Raw genomic sequence first — 15,831 nt, forward strand, 5'->3', positions numbered from 1 at the left:
CGGCTGCCGGCACCTCGGCGGTTGGGGCCCGGTAGCGCGCGAGATTGGCCCGTGCGGCATGGCGCAGCAGGCTGATGTTGATGCCCGCGGCGATGAAGCTGCAGCCCCAGTCGGCATAGCGGTGCGCGTGGCATCGATGGCGCTGCGGATCGCGGCCTGCACGTCGGGCTGAACGGTCTGGCGCTACCGTCAGGCCGTGGTGGCCCGCGTGGGCTACCTGCGCGACCTGCGCCGTCGCGGCGGCGCGCTGTGGACCGACGCCGAGGTCACCACCCCCGCGTGCCGGCGGCATATGGACCGTCACGCTGGCCGGCGTGCCGCCGCTCGGTATCGAGCCGCGCCGTCGCAGCGCCTTCACCCTCGCGCCGCCCGACGGCGCGGGGTGCACGGCTGGCCGGCCGTGCTCGGCATCGGCGAGAGCTGCTACTTCAAGCCCGACGCTGGCGTGCTGCTGGGATCGACGTGGCGCCGCACGACGTGGTGCCCGAGGAACCGGACGTGGCCCTGGGCATCCACTGCATCGGCGAGGCGACGATGATGCAGATCCGCCGGCCGCTGCGCACCTGGGCGGGGGCTGCGCTTCTTCGTGGGCGACATGGTGATCGGCTGGGAGTCGCGGGTCGAAGGCTCCTTCTGGCTGACGGCACAGGGCGGCTACGGCATCCAGAGCGCGGCCGGCGCCGCGCAGCTGGCGCGTGCACTGCTGCTGGGCGAAGCGCTGCCAACAGGATTGGCCGACGCAGGCGTCGACCCGGCCGACTCGTCGCCGCAGCGGGCTTGATCGGAAAACTGGTTTTTCGAGGTCGGCAAGCCAAGCATTCACTTCTAGCGCGGGCCGGCATGTGCAGGATATGGAGTGGCCAAAGCTGACGAAGGCTTCATTCCAGCCTGATACCAGCCGACTTGATGACGTTTCCCCATTTGCGCTTGTCGCCTACCAGGAAGCGACGAAATTCTTCAGGTGTGTTGCCCACTGGTTCCACGCCGTCCTGCTGCAGACGCTGGATGATTTCGGGCTGACGCAGTGCCTTGACCAAGGCACGCTGCAGTACTGCGACATGGGCTGCAGGCATGCTCCTGGGCGCGCACAGTCCAGTCCAGGGCAAGGGGTCGAAACCTAGCAAGCCGGATTCGGCCATGGTAGGCAGGTCGGGTAAGGCAGGGAGCCGTTTCATGCTGGCAATGGCCAGCGCCCTGAGCTTGCCGGCCTTCACGTACTGGTAGGAGCTGACCGGCTGGTCGAACATCATCGAAACCTCACCGGCCAGGATGTCCGCAATCACCTGGCCGGTACCCTTGTAGGGCACATGCACGATGTCGATGCCAGTCTGGCTCTTGAACATCTCGCCAGCCAGGTGGCCAGTGGTGCCGTTGCCCGAGGAGGCGAAATTAATCTTGCCCGGATTGGCTTTGGCGTAGGCGATCAACTCGGTAACATTGGTGGCTGGAATCTTGGGATTGATAGCCAGGAACAGCGGCGTATTGGCTATCAGCGAAACCGGCTGGATATCGGTCTCGGGGTTGAAGGTGGGGTAAGGCTGCAGGTGCGGGAGGATGGACAGCGAGCCTGTCGTACAAATCAACACCGTATGGCCGTCGGTCGACTTTACCATCTGGTCCGCCGCGATGTTGCCGCCTGCACCGGGCCGATTTTCGATCACCACCGACTGACCCAGTACCTCGGCCATGCCTGGAGCCACCAAGCGCGCGATGATGTCATTGGAGCCGCCTGGCGAGAAGCCGACCAGCATGCGCACCTGGCGACTGGGGAAGTGGACCTGGGCCAGGATCGGCGGCGCAACCAGGGCCGACAGGAGCATGGCGGCCGCGGCCAGACGCAGCCGGGACAGGAGAGGTGAGTAGCTCATGGTGGTTCTCGGCAGTACAGGGGCAGGAGGAAACAGGGGGGGAAACCGTGCGCCGACCTCAAGCGTCCAGCGAGGCGACCGCTACGGCGATGCGGCGAATACTCTCGGCCAAACATTCCTTGGTGGTGGCGAAGGAAATGCGGAAGTGGCTTGGCATGCCATAGGCTCCTCCATGCAGGGTGGCTACGTTCTGGCTTGGCAGCAGATATTCGGTGAATTCCTCGCTGGAGGTAATCGCCTTGCCCTGCGGCGTACGACGGCCAAACAGCCCTTCGCAGGAAGCAAAGGTGTAGAAGGCGCCGTTCGGACGGGGACATGCGATGCCATCGATGGCATCCAGCCCATCGGCGACTAGGTTGCGCCGGCGCTCGAACAGCTGGCAGTGGACTCCGATGAACTCCTGCGGCCCGGTCAGCGCTGCCAGCGCCGCGGCCTGCCCCACCGAACTGGGATTGGAAGTGCTTTGCGACTGCAGCTTCACCATGGCCTTGATGAGTGCCTGAGGGGCTGCGGCATAGCCGATACGCCAGCCGGTCATGGCATAGGCCTTGGAAGTACCGTTGATGGTGAGCGTGCGGTCGCGCATGAAGGGTGCGGCCTGCGCCATAGTGGCGAAGACCTGACCGTCGTAGATCAGGTGCTCGTAGATGTCGTCGGTCATCACCCATACATGAGGATGGCGCTTCAGCACCTGGGCCAGAGCGACCAGTTCCTGGGTGGTATAAGCGGCGCCGCTGGGATTGTTGGGCGAGTTCAGCACCAGCCATTTGGTGCGCGGCGTGATGGCCTGCTCCAGGTCTTCGGGCTGCAGCTTGAAGCCACGCGCGGCCGGGCAGTTCACGAAGACCGGCCGGCCTTCGGCCAGCAGCACGATGTCCGGGTAGGACACCCAATAAGGCGTCGGCACGATGACCTCGTCGCCAGACTGCACAGTACACAGTAGCGCACTGAAGACCACCTGCTTGGCTCCCGTGCTGACGATGGTCTCCCCAGGACTGCAGTCCAAACCGTTCTCGCGCCGAAACTTCCCTGCAACGGCCTCCCGCAGTGCAGGCGTGCCGCCCACGTCGGTGTAGCGCGTCTGGCCGGCCAGCATGGCTCGGTAGGCAGCCTCGATGATGTGTGGCGGGGTGGGAAAGTCGGGCTCACCCGTGGTTAGCGAGATGATGTCTCGGCCTTGGGCGCGCAAAGCACGGGCGCGCTGCCCTGCCATGGAACTGGGTGAGGGTTTGATCCGTTGGAGGCGGTCGGCGATCTGGATAGCGTGTGGCATTGCGAGCGGTGCCTTCGTTCTGGTGTTGAAAGGGGCTGTGCAGCGCAGTGTCCGGCGCACCCCAAACTTCTGAAAACGATTAATCCGCGTGCCGCTCCATTCCGAAATTTCCTGGCATCCAACTTGCCGCGTTTCCTCTCTGGATCAATCGAGCCTGGGCATGAACTTCACTTTCAAGCAACTCGAAGCTTTTTACTTCGCGGCCACGCTCGGCAGCTTCAGCGCAGCGGCACTGCGCCTGCACACCACGCAGTCGGCCATTTCCAAGCGCGTAGCCGAACTGGAATCCGACCTGGCCGAGCGGTTGCTGCACCGCGTGCCACAGGGCCTAGTGCCCACTGCCGCCGGCCAGCACCTGCTGCCACTGGCCAAGCAAACGCTGAACCTGCGCGAACGGATCGCGCATGAGCTTCGGCCCACACGGCAGTTGCGTGGAACTGTCAAGCTTGGAGCGACCGAGTTGACCGCGCTGACATGGCTTACCCGACTTCTCCAATTGCTCCAGGCCGACCATCCGGAGTTGCGGGTAGAACCGGTTATTGATGCGGGCCTCAGGCTCTTCGATGCGCTGCGGGCACACCGCATCGACATGGCCTTGCTACCTGGCGGAGGATGGGGCGAAGGCTTCTGTATCATCGAGGTGGGTCGCGTCGAAGACCCCTGGATGGCCAGCCCGCGGCTGGATATCCCATCGCGCCCGCTCAAACCCGGCGAGTTCGCGGGACTGACCGCGCTGGAGCAGTCTGCCGGCTCGGCAAAGAGCCTTTTTTATGCTGCTTGGCGCGCGGAAAATGGCTTCAATTTCAAAACCACTTTGGAGACCAATAGCCTAACCGTCCTCAGAGATCTGACGATTGCCGGTATGGGGGTGACGCAGTTGCCTCTCGCCTATGTCCTGGAAGATATTGCTGCCGGCTTGATCCGGGTCATCGAGAGCGATCCCTCTCCGCCGACGATGGGGTTCAGCGCGATTTGGTGGCCGGATCCTTTCAACCCCGCATTGACCGCGATCGCAGAAAGAGCTGCTGCGATATGCGACTTTCGGCGACCGCCAGCCTATTGGCCCCATACGCTCGAATCGGTACCTCTCGTATCGGCGGGATGAGGGTTCGACCACCCGCGCCCGTCACGCTTACTGGACCTTGACGTTCGGACGGCGCTCTGCATACCTCTTCTGGGCGATACGGCTGCGAAAGGTCTCGACGCTCACCCGCGCCGGGTTGCGCCGGACGCGCACGCCGAACAAATCGTCCAGCCCCAGCGGTTCGATGACCTCGAGCGCATCGGCGTCCGACAGCCTGACCCCCACGGACGTGGCGAAATAATTCGGACCAGGAGGCGACCGCGTCTTCCAACGACCGCAGGGGGCGCACCGCATGGCCGAAATGGCGTTCGAACCACCGGTGCACATGTGCCTGGTTGGTCACCTTCCAGGGCCGTTGCGGGCATGCCCGCACGATCCGCTGCTGGTACCCCTGCTCCATCCCCAGCGGCTCCAATGCATCGAAGTAGGCCAGGTCGATGTCCGCCAGGTGCGACGGCGCGCCATAGCTATGCAGGTGCTCCCACACGAGGTAGGCCTGGCACCGCCGGCCAACAGGGCGGCGGCGACGGATCGGAAGCGCAGGAGATGGCGAGGACGCATGGCGTATTCCTTGTGCAGGCCGTCGCATGCGATCGCAAGGGGCGCTGCGCCCCGGCGCCTGCCTGCTTACTCGGGCGTCTGTTCCTTCAGCGAGGTGATGGCATAGCCCTTCTCGCGCAACTGCGCGCCGGGCTGCTCGATGCCGTAGTCGGGCCAGCGCGCGGCCTCGTCATCCAGTTCCTTGCCGCGAGCCTCGCTTTCCCAGTCGGTGTTGATCGCCTCCTGCGGAATCGGCTTGCCTTCGGGCACGGCGAGGTGGGAGAACTTGCCATCGGCTTCGGCTCGGCGGTAGATGTCCACGCGCATGGTTGGGGTCCTTTCCTTGGATGGGTTGGACGGACCACTTTACCCCGACGGCCCGGCGCCGGTACGTAGGAACAGCGCCCGAGCGCCGGCCGCCCTCAATGGGCTTGGCCGAACACCCACCGATGCCCGAACAGCCCTGGCGCGCCGCCGGTGTGCAGGAACACCACGTCGGCATCGCGCGGCCAGCGGCCCGCGCGCACGTCGGCCACGAGGCCGGCGAAGGCCTTGCCGGTGTAGACCGGGTCGAGCAGGATGCCCTCGGTCTCGGCGAGCAGGCGCACGGCCTCGCGCATCGCGTCGGTAGGCGCGGCGTAGCCGGGGCCAACCTGGCGGTCGTCAGCGCGGACAGCCGCCTCGGCGGCCGCCGCGTCGAGGCCGAGCAGGCCGCATGTCTCGCGCACGAGCGCACGCACCTTGGCGGCCTGCACATCGGCCGCGCGACTCACGCAGTGGCCGGTGACCGCCACCCGGGGCAGCGCACCCGCCAGCGCGAGCCCCGCCAGCAGGCCGGCCTGGGTGCCGCCGCTGCCGGTGGCGAGCGCCACGGCGCGCAGGTCCAGCCCCACGTCGCGCGCCTGCGTTGCCAGTTCGCGCCCGGCCACCGCATAGCCCAGCGCGCCCAGCGGCGAGGAGCCGCCGCCCGGGATCGCATACGGCTTGCGGCCCTGCGCGCGCTGGCCGTCGAGGTACGCGCCGAGCACCGCGTCGCCGGCCTGCGGCGCGCGCCAGGCGACCACCTCGGCACCGAAGAAGCCGTTGAGCCAGGCATTGCCCGAGGCGCGGTAGTCTTCGGGCGCGTCCGGCTGGCGGTCCTCCAGCACCAGGCCGCAGCGCAGGCCGGCCCGGGCCGCGGCGGCGGCCGTCATGCGGGCATGGTTGGACTGCAGCGCGCCGACGGTCACGAGCATGTCGGCGCCTTGCGCCAGCGCATCGGCCACGAGGAATTCGAGCTTGCGCGCCTTGTTGCCGCCGAAGGCGAGGCCGGTGCAGTCGTCGCGCTTGACGTGCAGCCGCGGGCCGCCGAGCAGGGCCGACAGGCGCGGCAGCGGCTCCAGCGGCGTGGGTTGGTGGGCCAGGGGGAAGCGGGCGAAGGGAGCGAGCGGGTCGGTCATGGCAATGGACTCATACAGGTGGGAGGAACCTCGTACAGCGCCCGATCCACGAACGCCTCAGGCAGGTACAGTACAGTGTATTCAGATCACTCCACCTTGGCGCCGGAGTCCTTGACGATCCGGACCCAGCGCGGCAGGTCGGCCGCCACCGCGTCGCCGAAGTCGGCCGAGGAGAGCTTCCACGGCTGCGCGCCCTGCTGGGCCAGGCGCTCCTGCACGTCGCGCGCGTCGAGCGTCCGGCCGACGGCCGTGTGCAGTTTGGCGACCACGTCGCCCGGCGTGCCGGCGGGCGCGAACAGACCGTACCACGGCGTGAAGCCGAAGCCCGGCAGCGTCTCGGCGATGGTGGGCGACTGCGGCAGCGCGGCCACGCGCTGCGGGTTGACCACGCCGAGCACCTTGAGCTTGCCGGCGTGGATGAAGCCGATGCACGACGGCAGGCTCTGCACCGACAGCGGAACCTGGCCGCTGACCACGTCGGTCGCTGCGGCGGCGGCGGAGGACTTGTAGGGCACGTGCTGCAGCGCGATGCCGGCCTGCTTGCGCAGCACCTCGACGATCAGATGGTTGAGCGTGCCGTTGCCGGCCGAGGCGTAGCTGATCCCGCCGGGGCGCTGTTTCGCCAGCGCGATGAGTTCGGCCACGTTGTTGGGCGGGAACGAGGGGTTGGCCACCAGCACGTAGCCCGCGGTGGCGATGGCCGCGACCGGCACGAAATCCTTCACCGGGTCGAAGCCCGGGGCCTTGTAGAGCGCCGGCGCGATGACCTGGGCGCTGTCGCTGGTGAGCAGCAGCGTGTGGCCGTCGGGCCGGGCCTTGGCCGTGTAGGCGGTGCCGATGTTGCCGCCGGCGCCCACGCGGTTGTCGACCACGAAGGGCTGGCCCAGCAGCTCCGAGACGCGCTGCAGCACGATGCGGGCGATCGCGTCGTTGGCGCCGCCGGCGCCCTGGGGCACGACGACGGTGACCGGGTGCGCCGGGTAGGCGGCCGGCTGGGCGCGGGCTGCGCCGCCGACGGCAGAGGCGGCGAGGGCACCCAACAGCAGCTGGCGGCGGCGGGCGGACAGAAGAAGGTTCGAGGGCATGGCGGCGTGTCTCCGTGGCGCGCCGAAGGAGCCGGCGCCGCGCAGGATCGTAGCAGCGCCGCCGGCGGCCGCAGCGGCCTGGATACACCCCGCTCTACACCTCCATGGTGCTTGGCTGACGAGTGCTACAAGACCATACTCCGCACCGTCAGTGCCATACCGGCTTCTCGGCGAGGAAGTCGAGGACCAGCGCGTCGAACTCTTCCGGCGCCTCCAGCTGCGGCCAGTGGCCCACGCCCGGCAGCGCGTGCAAGCGCGCGCCCGGCAGGGCGGCCGCGGCCTCGCGCAGCACGACCGGTGGCGCGCAGCGGTCGTGGCCGCCGGCGACGAACAGCGCCGGCAGGTGCAGCTGCGGCAGCACGGCGCGGCGGTCGAAGGACGCGAGCGCGGCCAGCGCGCGCCGGTAGGTCGCCTCGTGCGCCTGGGCCAGCGCGTGCTGGGCCAGGCGCACGCCCTCGGGCAGCGCGCCGGGGCCGATCTGCTGCGGCACCAGGCGCTCGGCCAGGGCGGTCATGCCGATGCCGCTGTCGAGCGCGGCCAGCCGCGGGCCGGCCCAGTCGCGCGCCGCATCGGCCGACCAGGCCGGCAGGCCGCCGCAGAACACCATGCGCTCGACCAGCGCCGGCTGCCGCACGGCCAGCTCCAGCGCCACCATGGCGCCCATGCCGTGGCCGACGACGGCGAGCCCGCCCGGGCCGCCCTGCGCCGCGGCCAGCGCCCGGACCAGCGTGGTGCAGCGCTCGGCCAGGCCCTTGAAGCCATAGGGCTCGATCGGCGGGCTGGCGCCGTAGCCCGGCATGTTCCAGGCCACGGCGCGGTAGCCGGCGGCAGCCAGGGTCTCGACCTGGGGGGCGAACGTGAGGTGGCCGCCATCGGCGTCGTGCAGCAGCAGCACGGTGGGGCCGGAGCCGAGGATGGTGAAGGTGGGGAGCGCGGTCATGGAAGGCGGGCGGCGCAGCCGCCGCGCCGGGGCGCAACGGGGGCAATGCGGCCCGTGCCGGCCGGGGAGAAACGGGCCGCCCATAATATCCGACCGATCCGCCCGTCCCGGTCCGACGCCGGCGCGCGCGGAACCCGGCGATGATCCATCGCAGCATCCGAGCCCGCTTCCTGTGCCTTCCGTCCCTCCAACGCCTTCGCAGGCCCGCCCGCCGGGCTTTTCCCCGCGCGAATTCCGCGACGCCCTCGGCATGTTCGTCACCGGCATCACCGTGGTCACGCTGCGCGCGGCCGACGGCCGCCTGGTCGGGCTGACGGCCAGCTCGTTCAACTCGGTCTCGCTCGATCCGCCGCTGGTGCTCTGGAGCCTGGCGCACAGCTCGTCGTCGATGCCGGCGCTCCAGGCCGGCAGCCACTACGCGATCAACGTGCTGGCGGCCGACCAGCGCGAACTGGCACTGCAGTTCGCCGCGCGCGGCGTGGACCGCTTCGCCGGCGTCGCGTTCACCGAAGGCGTGGCCGGCGCGCCGCTGCTGGCCGGCGCCGCGGCCACCTTCGAATGCTTCAGCCGCAGCCGCTACGACGAGGGCGACCATGTGATCTTCGTCGGCGAGGTGGAGCGCTGCAGCCACCGCGCCGGCGCCGCGCCGCTGCTCTACCACGGCGGGCGCTTCTATACGGAACGGCTGCTGGGCTGAGACCAGGGGCAAAGAGTCGCGCCGGTGGCACACTCGACCGCTCTGCCAGGAGCTTTGCCATGAGCGCCCTTTTCCACTCCCCCGACGACGCCCGCTTCGAGCCGCTGACCGAGGCCTGGCTCGACGCGCTGGCGCTGTGGTCGCGCAGCGAGGGCGCGCAGTGGCTGTGGCTGGAGGTGCGCAGGAGCAACCTGCGCGCCCAGAAGGTGTACCTGGCCCATGGCTACCGCCGCGTGGGCGAGAGGAAGCGCTACTACCCCTCGCTGGAGGGGCAGCGCGAGGATGCGGTGGTGATGAGCCTGAAGCTCTAGAGCGTGGACAATCGCCCGATGACTTCCCCTTCGCTTTCCCTCGACCGGCGCCACCGCGCGATGCTGCGCGAGATGGGCGTGACCGTCTGGCTGCCACAGCCGCGCGAGGGTATGGCTACGCCGGCTCCAGCGCCTGGGGTGGCAGCGGAGTCGGCCGCCGTGACAGCCCGCGCACCGGCTGTGCCGGCCGTGGTGGAGCGCCCCGCTGCACCCGCTGCCGCCCCCGCGGGTGCCACGCCCGGCCTGGTGCTGCACGAGCCCGTGCTGCTCTACGCGAACGTCGACCCGGCCGCCGCGCCGGCCGACCTGGGCGCCGGCTGGCTGGTGGTGGCCGAGGCGCTGCCGGGCGCGGCCGACGGCGCCTTCGCCGGCGACGCCGGCAGGCTGCTCGACAACATGCTGCGCGCGCTGCGGCTGCACCGCCATCCGCGGGTGCACCTGGCGCGCATCCACCGCGAGGCCGCGGCGGGCGCCGGTGGAGCGGGCAGCGGCATCGATGCCGCACTGCAAGCCCAGGTCGCGCAGCTCCGGCCGTCGATGGTGCTGCTGATGGGCCGCGTGGCCGCCCAGGCCGCGCTGCGCAGCACCGAGCCGCTGGGCCGGCTGCGGGCGCAGGTGCACCAGGTGGGCGGCGTGCCGGCGGTGGCCACCTTCGATGCCCCCTATCTGCTGCGCAACCCGGCCGACAAGGGGCGGGCCTGGGCGGATCTGTGCATGGCGCTCGGGTCCGTCCGCTGATCCTTACCTTTTCGCCGCGAGTTCCAGCGCCAGCGGCAGCGACGCCGCCCGCAGCGGCCCGTGGCTGACGCCGGGGAAGCTGCGGAAGCTCCCCCGCACACCGCCGCGCTGCGCCTGGCGGGCGGCGAACTGCGCAACCGCGTCCGGCGGCAGGCTGCCGCGGGCGGCGCGGGCGCGGCTGGCGGCCGTGGCATCCACGCCAGGCCGCGCGGCGCCACCGGCTGCGCCGGTGCCGGCCATCACCAGCAGCTCGGTCGTGCGGCCGGCCGGCGGGGGCGCGGCCCGGCGCTCGACCTGGAGCACGTAGCCGCCGTGCCACCAGAGCGACGGGTCGGCCGCGGCGAAGCGCGTGAACATCGCCGGGCGCGTCAGGAAGGCATAGACCGTCAGCAGCCCGCCGTAGGAGTGGCCCCAGAACGTCTGCCGCGCCGGGTCGAGCGCAGCGGGCACGCGGCGCGCGACCTCGGGGCGGATGCGCTGCTCGATGAGGTCGAGGAAGGCATCGGCGCCGCCGCCGGGCCGGCCGGCCTCGTCGGCCGTCGGGCCGTCGGCCACGGCGCGCGGTGTGTAGTCGTAGGCGCGGGCCGCCACGTCGATGCCGGAGGCGCGCACCGGCGACAGCGCGGGCGCGGCGCCGTCGGTCGGCAGCGGCGCGGCCGTGTCGTAGCCGATGGCGGCGATGACCGGCGCGTCGCCGTCCGGCAGAGCGGCCAGGCGGGCCCGCTCGGCCGGCGTGATCTCGGCGAAGGTCGCGTCGCCGTCGAGCAGGTAGATGACCGGCCGGCCGGCGGCAGGCGCAGCGCCGGGGGGGATGGCGAGCTGGATGCGGTAGCGCCGCCGGCCGTCGGCCGAGGCGAGATGGAATGCGTCGAGGCGCCAGGGCGCGCCATCGGCCGCCGGCGCGGTCTGGGCACAGCCGGCGCCAAGGGCGAGGGAGGCCAGGGAGAGCGGAGCGACCAGCACCGGGCGGCGGCGCAGGAGCGGCGAAGCAGAAGGCATGGCGGGCACGGCGGGCAACGGGAAAGGATGAGAATGGTACGCATCTTCCGCCCTGCGATCCGCTCATCGCCCTTATCATGGCCGGGGTATAGGCCGAATGCGGTTACTGGCTGCCCGCCTGAACACCCTACCTGGCTGGGGTATATTCACCTACCCGCGGCCTTCCCGCGCAGTTCGCGCCGCAGGATCTTGCCGACCGGCGTCTTGGGCAGGCTGTCGCGGAACTCGATGGTGCGCGGCCGCTTGTAGCCGGTAAGTTCCTCCTTGCACCAGGCATGGACCTGGGTCTCGGTCAGCGCCGGGTCCTTCTTCACGATGACCAGCTTGACCGCCTCGCCGGTCTTGTCGTCCGGCACGCCGACGGCCGCGCATTCGAGCACGCCGGGCAGGGCGGCGACCACGTCCTCGACCTCGTTGGGGTACACGTTGAAGCCGCTGACGAGGATCATGTCCTTCTTGCGGTCGACGATGCGGAAGTAGCCGCGCGCGTCCATGGTGCCGATGTCGCCGGTGCGGAAGTAGCCGTCGGGCGTCATGGCGCGCGCGGTCTCGTCGGGGCGCTGCCAGTAGCCGGCCATGACCTGCGGGCCCTTGATGACGATCTCGCCGCGCTCGCCGGGCAGGGCGACGTCGCGGCCCTCGTCGTCCACCAGCTTCATCCAGGTGGAGGGCAGCGGCAGGCCGATGGTGCCGGTGAAGGTGGTGCTGTCGGTCGGGTTGCAGCTGGCCGAGGGGCTGGTCTCCGACAGGCCGTAGCCTTCGACGATGGGGCAGCCGGTCTTCTCCAGCCAGCGCTGGGCGACGGCGGCCTGCACCGCCATGCCGCCGCCGACGGCGATCTTCAGGTGGCTCCAGTCCACCGTATCGAAGTCCGGGTGGTTGACCAGGCCGTTGAAGAGCGTGTTGACCGCGGGCAGGCTGTGGAATCGGTGCCGGGCCAGCTCGGCCAGCGTGGCCTTGAGGTCGCGCGGGTTGGGGATGAGGACGGTCTTCGCGCCGACGCGCAGGGACAGCATCATGTTCACGGTGAACGCGAAGATGTGGTAAAGCGGCAGCGCGCAGATGCAGGTGCGTTGCTCACCAGCCGGCACCTTGGCCAGCGCCGGCTCGTACCAGGCCTCGGACTGCAGGACGTTGGCGATCACGTTGCGGTGCAGCAGCACGGCGCCCTTGCTCACGCCGGTGGTGCCGCCGGTGTATTGCAGCAGCGCAATGTCGTCGGGGCCGATGGCTGCGGGCGCCAGCGCGCGGCGCGCGCCGGCGGCCAGCGCGTCGTTGAAGCGGACCGCGCCCGGCAGGCGGTAGGGCGGCACCAGCTTCTTCACGTGGCGCACCGCCGCGTTGACGAGGGAGCCCTGGAGCCAGCCGAGCCGGTCGCCCAGCGAGGCCAGCACCACGTGCTTCACCGGCGTGGAAGCCAGGCACTGCTCCAGCGTGGCGGCAAAGTTCTCGATGATGACGATGGCCCTGGCGCCGGCGTCCCTGAGCTGGTGCTCCAGCTCGCGCGGGGTGTAGAGCGGGTTGACGTTGACCACGACGAAGCCGGCCCGCAGGATGGCCGCGACCGCCACCGGGTACTGCGGCACGTTGGGCATCATGATGGCCACGCGGTCGCCGCGCGCCAGGCCCAGCCCCTGGAGGTAGGCCGCGAAGGCGCGGCTGTCGCGGTCCACCTCGGCATAGCGCAGGTCGCGCCCCATGAAGCTGAAGGCCGGCTGGTCGGCATAGCGCGCGAAGCTCTCCTCCATCAGCGCCACGAGCGAGGGATAGGCGGTGGGGTCGATGTCGGCCGGCACGCCGGCGGGATAGCTGCCGAGCCAGGGGCGGTCGGTCATGTCGGGGCATCTCCTGGGGAGTACACGACGGGAAGGCGGACGCGCATTGTCGCGGCCGCGGGGACACCGGCACGAGCGGGGTTTCCCGCCCGCGCCGCGGGTGCCGGCCGCTACTCGATGGCCTTGGCCATGTCCTCGACGACCTTCTTGGCGTCGCCGAAGACCATCATGGTCTTGTCGAGGTAGAACAGCTCGTTGTCCAGCCCCGCGTAGCCGGCGGCCATCGAACGCTTGTTGACGATCACCGTCTTGGCCTTGTACGCCTCCAGGATCGGCATGCCGTAGATCGGGCTGCCCCTGGTGTGTGCGGCCGGATTCACCACGTCGTTGGCGCCGAGGACGATGGCCACGTCGGCCTGGCCGAACTCGCCGTTGATGTCCTCCATCTCGAACACCTGGTCGTAGGGCACCTCGGCCTCGGCCAGCAGCACGTTCATGTGGCCGGGCATGCGGCCGGCCACCGGGTGGATGGCGTACTTGACGGTCACGCCCTTCTCCACCAGCTTGGCCGCCAGCTCCTTGACCGCATGCTGCGCGCGCGCCACGGCCAGGCCGTAGCCGGGCACGATGACCACCGTCTCGGCGTTGCCGAGCACGAAGGCTGCGTCGTCGGCGCTGCCGCTCTTGACCGAACGTTGAGCGCCGCCGCCCGACGCCGCGGCCGCGGCGTCGCCTCCAAAACCGCCCAGAATCACATTGAAGAACGAGCGGTTCATGGCTTTGCACATGATGTAGCTCAGGATCGCGCCCGAGCTGCCCACCAGCGAGCCTGCGATGATCAGCATGCTGTTGTTCAGGCTGAAGCCGATGCCCGCGGCCGCCCAGCCCGAATAGCTGTTGAGCATCGACACCACCACCGGCATGTCGGCCCCGCCGATCGGGATGATGAGCAGCACGCCCAGCGCCAGGCCCAGCGCGATCACCAGCAGCACGTCGACCCAGCTCTGCGAATGCCAGAAGCCGAACACGAAGAACACCGCGGCCAGCCCGAGCAGCAGGTTGAGCGTGTGCTGGCGGGCAAAGCGCACCGGCGCGCCCTGAAACAGGCGGAATTTGTACTTGCCCGAGAGCTTGCCGAACGCGATGACCGAGCCGGTGAAAGTGACCGCGCCGATGAAGGCGCCGAGCGCCAGCTCGATGCGGTTGCCGCCCGGGATCGGCTGGCCGTGCGCCGCGATGCCGAAGGCCCAGGGCTCGGCCACGGCGGCCACGGCGATGAACACCGCGGCCAGGCCGATCATGCTGTGCATGAAGGCGACCAGCTCGGGCATCTTGGTCATCTCCACCCGCTGCGCCATCACGGCGCCGGCCGTGCCGCCGGCCAGCAGGCCCAGCAGCACCCAGCCCAGGCCGAGCGCGCCGCTGTCCAGCGTGACGATCAGCGCCGCGGTGGTGGCCACCGCGATCGCCATGCCGGCCATGCCGAACAGGTTGCCGCGGATCGAGGTGGTGGGATGGCTCAGGCCCTTCAGCGCCTGGATGAAGCAGACGCTGGCGACCAGGTAGAGCAGCGTGACGAGGTTCATGCTCATGGCCGGGTGCCTCCGGCCTTCTTGTTGTCCTTCTTCCTGAACATCTCCAGCATGCGCCGGGTGACGAGGAAGCCGCCGAACACGTTGACCGCCGCCAGCGCCACGGTCAGCACGCCCATGGTGCGGCCGAGCGCGGTTTCGGTGAGCGCGGCGGCCAGCATGGCGCCGACGATGACGATGGCCGAGATGGCGTTGGTCACCGCCATCAGCGGCGTGTGCAGCGCGGGCGTGACCGTCCACACCACGTGGTAGCCCACGTAGATGGCCAGCACGAAGATGGTCAGGTTGACGAGGGTGGGGGATACCGCATCCATGCTCAGGCCCTCCGGAGTTGGCCTTCGTGCACCACGAGGCAGGCGGCGACGATGTCGTCGTCGAGGTCGATGCGCAGGGCGTCCGCGCCCTTGTCCAGCACCAGCTTGAGGAAGTCGAGCACGTTGCGCGCATAGAGCGCCGAGGCATCGGCCGCAACGAGAGCGGGCAGGTTGGTCTCGCCCACGAGGGTCACGCCGTGGCGCTCCACCGTCCGGCCGGCCACCGTCAGCGGGCAGTTGCCGCCCTCGCCGCCCGGCCCCTTGCCGGCGGCGATGTCGACGATGACCGAGCCCGGCTTCATCGACTTCACCATGTCCTCGGTGACGAGCGTGGGCGCCGGGCGGCCCGGGATCAGCGCGGTGCCGATGACCACGTCGGCCTGGGCCACGCGCTTGGCGACCTCCACCTGCTGGCGCGCGAGCCAGCCCGCGGGCATGGGGCGGGCATAGCCGCCGGTGCCGGCGGCGGCCTCGCGCTCCTCGTCGGTCTCGTAGGGCACGTCGATGAACCTGCCGCCCAGGGACTCGACCTGTTCCTTCACCGCGGGCCGCACGTCGCTGGCTTCGATCACCGCGCCAAGCCGCTTGGCCGTGGCGATGGCCTGCAGGCCGGCCACGCCCACGCCGAGCACGACCACGCGCGCAGCCTTGACCGTGCCGGCGGCCGTCATCAGCATCGGGAAGAAGCGCCGGTAGCGGTCGGCCGCGACGATCACCGCCTTGTAGCCGGCGATGTTGGCCTGGGAGGAAAGCACGTCCATGCTCTGCGCGCGTGTCGTGCGCGGCGCGGCCTCCAGCGCGAAGCCGGTGGCGCCGGCATCGGCGATGCGTCGCAGGCCGGCGGCGTCGAACGGGTCGAGCATGCCGGCCACGGCCTGGCCCGGTCGCAGGCGCGCGGCCTCGGCCGCGGTGGGCCCGCGCACCTTGAGCACCAGGCCCGCGGCCCAGGCGCCGGCGGCGTCGGTGAGCTGCGCGCCAGCGGCCGCATAGGCTTCGTCCGTCGCGCTCGCGGCCCGGCCGGCGCCTGACTCGATCTGCAGCACGTGGCCCTGCGCCACGAGCTTGCGCGCCGTCTCGGGCGTCACGGCCACCCGTGTTTCGCCCGCAGCCGTCTCGGATGGAACTCCGATCAGCATGGTGTCTCCCCCCTTTTTGGGATGTTGTAACTGACGGATA

The 15,831-nt window shown here is 70.1% G+C and carries 15 protein-coding genes and 3 pseudogenes; 5 read left to right on the forward strand and 13 right to left on the reverse strand.

Going from position 1 to position 15,831, the window contains the following annotated elements; translation table 11 throughout:
• Positions 1–211 precede the first annotated feature (211 nt).
• Positions 212–781: pseudogene (locus GAK38_RS00110) on the forward strand (FAD-dependent oxidoreductase); the annotation flags it as partial.
• Positions 782–878: 97 nt separating this feature from the next.
• On the opposite strand, the gene GAK38_RS00115 reads toward GAK38_RS00110, so the two are convergent.
• Positions 879–1,868 (reverse strand): Bug family tripartite tricarboxylate transporter substrate binding protein, encoded by a 990-nt coding sequence (locus GAK38_RS00115; RefSeq protein WP_325340364.1) that lies wholly within the window; start codon positions 1,866–1,868, stop codon positions 879–881.
• A gap of 58 nt (positions 1,869–1,926) precedes the next feature.
• Positions 1,927–3,141, reverse strand: coding sequence for a pyridoxal phosphate-dependent aminotransferase (locus tag GAK38_RS00120; protein WP_325340365.1), 1,215 nt, complete (start codon positions 3,139–3,141; stop codon positions 1,927–1,929).
• A 160-nt stretch (positions 3,142–3,301) separates the two neighbouring features.
• On the opposite strand from GAK38_RS00120, the gene GAK38_RS00125 reads away from it, so the two are divergent.
• Positions 3,302–4,246: a LysR family transcriptional regulator gene (locus GAK38_RS00125; protein ID WP_325340367.1), complete on the forward strand. Its 945-nt coding sequence runs from the start codon at positions 3,302–3,304 to the stop codon at positions 4,244–4,246.
• A 27-nt stretch (positions 4,247–4,273) separates the two neighbouring features.
• Here the strand turns inward: GAK38_RS00125 and GAK38_RS00130 are convergent, their stop codons facing one another.
• The 6 genes and pseudogenes from GAK38_RS00130 to GAK38_RS00155 all read right to left on the reverse strand — a co-directional run bounded on the left by GAK38_RS00130 (position 4,274) and on the right by GAK38_RS00155 (position 8,229).
• Positions 4,274–4,450, reverse strand: coding sequence for a nucleotidyltransferase family protein (locus GAK38_RS00130; protein ID WP_325340368.1), 177 nt, complete (start codon positions 4,448–4,450; stop codon positions 4,274–4,276).
• A gap of 25 nt (positions 4,451–4,475) precedes the next feature.
• Positions 4,476–4,814 (reverse strand): annotated as a pseudogene (locus GAK38_RS00135) (nucleotidyltransferase family protein); the annotation flags it as partial.
• A 38-nt stretch (positions 4,815–4,852) separates the two neighbouring features.
• Positions 4,853–5,092 carry a DUF6139 family protein gene (locus tag GAK38_RS00140; protein ID WP_325340369.1) on the reverse strand — a complete coding sequence of 80 codons (240 nt, stop codon included), beginning with the start codon at positions 5,090–5,092 and terminating at the stop codon, positions 4,853–4,855.
• Positions 5,093–5,187: 95 nt separating this feature from the next.
• Positions 5,188–6,204 carry a D-cysteine desulfhydrase family protein gene (locus GAK38_RS00145; protein ID WP_325340370.1) on the reverse strand — a complete coding sequence of 339 codons (1,017 nt, stop codon included), beginning with the start codon at positions 6,202–6,204 and terminating at the stop codon, positions 5,188–5,190.
• An 86-nt stretch (positions 6,205–6,290) separates the two neighbouring features.
• Positions 6,291–7,289 (reverse strand): Bug family tripartite tricarboxylate transporter substrate binding protein, encoded by a 999-nt coding sequence (locus tag GAK38_RS00150; RefSeq protein ID WP_325340372.1) that lies wholly within the window; start codon positions 7,287–7,289, stop codon positions 6,291–6,293.
• Between the two features lie 148 nt (positions 7,290–7,437).
• Positions 7,438–8,229, reverse strand: a complete 792-nt coding sequence (locus GAK38_RS00155; RefSeq protein WP_325340373.1) for an alpha/beta fold hydrolase — start codon at positions 8,227–8,229, stop codon at positions 7,438–7,440.
• A 172-nt stretch (positions 8,230–8,401) separates the two neighbouring features.
• Between GAK38_RS00155 and GAK38_RS00160 the strand changes: the two genes are divergently transcribed.
• From GAK38_RS00160 to GAK38_RS00170, 3 genes and pseudogenes are all read left to right on the forward strand, one after another.
• Complete coding sequence (locus tag GAK38_RS00160) at positions 8,402–8,926, forward strand: flavin reductase family protein (protein ID WP_325340375.1); 525 nt, start codon at positions 8,402–8,404, stop codon at positions 8,924–8,926.
• Between the two features lie 119 nt (positions 8,927–9,045).
• Positions 9,046–9,237, forward strand: a pseudogene (locus GAK38_RS00165) (ribosomal protein S18-alanine N-acetyltransferase); the annotation flags it as partial.
• 18 nt (positions 9,238–9,255) lie between these two features.
• Positions 9,256–9,975: a uracil-DNA glycosylase family protein gene (locus tag GAK38_RS00170; RefSeq protein ID WP_325340376.1), complete on the forward strand. Its 720-nt coding sequence runs from the start codon at positions 9,256–9,258 to the stop codon at positions 9,973–9,975.
• A 3-nt stretch (positions 9,976–9,978) separates the two neighbouring features.
• Here GAK38_RS00170 and GAK38_RS00175 read toward each other — a convergent pair whose 3' ends face one another.
• The 5 genes from GAK38_RS00175 to GAK38_RS00195 form a co-directional block, all read right to left on the reverse strand.
• Positions 9,979–10,974: an alpha/beta hydrolase gene (locus GAK38_RS00175; protein WP_325340377.1), complete on the reverse strand. Its 996-nt coding sequence runs from the start codon at positions 10,972–10,974 to the stop codon at positions 9,979–9,981.
• Positions 10,975–11,120: 146 nt separating this feature from the next.
• Positions 11,121–12,809 (reverse strand): long-chain-fatty-acid--CoA ligase, encoded by a 1,689-nt coding sequence (locus GAK38_RS00180; protein WP_325340378.1) that lies wholly within the window; start codon positions 12,807–12,809, stop codon positions 11,121–11,123.
• A gap of 110 nt (positions 12,810–12,919) precedes the next feature.
• Positions 12,920–14,341 (reverse strand): NAD(P)(+) transhydrogenase (Re/Si-specific) subunit beta, encoded by a 1,422-nt coding sequence (locus tag GAK38_RS00185; protein WP_325340380.1) that lies wholly within the window; start codon positions 14,339–14,341, stop codon positions 12,920–12,922.
• Positions 14,338–14,655 (reverse strand): NAD(P) transhydrogenase subunit alpha, encoded by a 318-nt coding sequence (locus tag GAK38_RS00190; protein ID WP_325340382.1) that lies wholly within the window; start codon positions 14,653–14,655, stop codon positions 14,338–14,340. The genes GAK38_RS00185 and GAK38_RS00190 overlap by 4 nt, the downstream gene beginning before the upstream one ends.
• A gap of 2 nt (positions 14,656–14,657) precedes the next feature.
• Positions 14,658–15,791, reverse strand: a complete 1,134-nt coding sequence (locus GAK38_RS00195; RefSeq protein ID WP_325340383.1) for a Re/Si-specific NAD(P)(+) transhydrogenase subunit alpha — start codon at positions 15,789–15,791, stop codon at positions 14,658–14,660.
• Positions 15,792–15,831 lie beyond the last annotated feature (40 nt).

Origin of the sequence: Xylophilus sp., assembly GCA_009914555.1 — a bacterium.
GTDB lineage: Bacteria > Pseudomonadota > Gammaproteobacteria > Burkholderiales > Burkholderiaceae_C > WNDY01.

Bases quoted from the DNA above. Each gene is read 5' to 3' on its own strand.
- GAK38_RS00115 (WP_325340364.1), bottom strand. From the start codon at position 1,868: ATGAGCTACTCACCTCTCCTGTCCCGGCTGCGTCTGGCCGCGGCCGCC.
- GAK38_RS00120 (WP_325340365.1), bottom strand. From the start codon at position 3,141: ATGCCACACGCTATCCAGATCGCCGACCGCCTCCAACGGATCAAACCC.
- GAK38_RS00125 (WP_325340367.1), top strand. From the start codon at position 3,302: ATGAACTTCACTTTCAAGCAACTCGAAGCTTTTTACTTCGCGGCCACG.
- GAK38_RS00140 (WP_325340369.1), bottom strand. From the start codon at position 5,092: ATGCGCGTGGACATCTACCGCCGAGCCGAAGCCGATGGCAAGTTCTCC.
- GAK38_RS00145 (WP_325340370.1), bottom strand. From the start codon at position 6,204: ATGACCGACCCGCTCGCTCCCTTCGCCCGCTTCCCCCTGGCCCACCAA.
- GAK38_RS00150 (WP_325340372.1), bottom strand. From the start codon at position 7,289: ATGCCCTCGAACCTTCTTCTGTCCGCCCGCCGCCGCCAGCTGCTGTTG.
- GAK38_RS00155 (WP_325340373.1), bottom strand. From the start codon at position 8,229: ATGACCGCGCTCCCCACCTTCACCATCCTCGGCTCCGGCCCCACCGTG.
- GAK38_RS00170 (WP_325340376.1), top strand. From the start codon at position 9,256: ATGACTTCCCCTTCGCTTTCCCTCGACCGGCGCCACCGCGCGATGCTG.
- GAK38_RS00175 (WP_325340377.1), bottom strand. From the start codon at position 10,974: ATGCCTTCTGCTTCGCCGCTCCTGCGCCGCCGCCCGGTGCTGGTCGCT.
- GAK38_RS00180 (WP_325340378.1), bottom strand. From the start codon at position 12,809: ATGACCGACCGCCCCTGGCTCGGCAGCTATCCCGCCGGCGTGCCGGCC.
- GAK38_RS00185 (WP_325340380.1), bottom strand. From the start codon at position 14,341: ATGAGCATGAACCTCGTCACGCTGCTCTACCTGGTCGCCAGCGTCTGC.
- GAK38_RS00190 (WP_325340382.1), bottom strand. From the start codon at position 14,655: ATGGATGCGGTATCCCCCACCCTCGTCAACCTGACCATCTTCGTGCTG.
- GAK38_RS00195 (WP_325340383.1), bottom strand. From the start codon at position 15,791: ATGCTGATCGGAGTTCCATCCGAGACGGCTGCGGGCGAAACACGGGTG.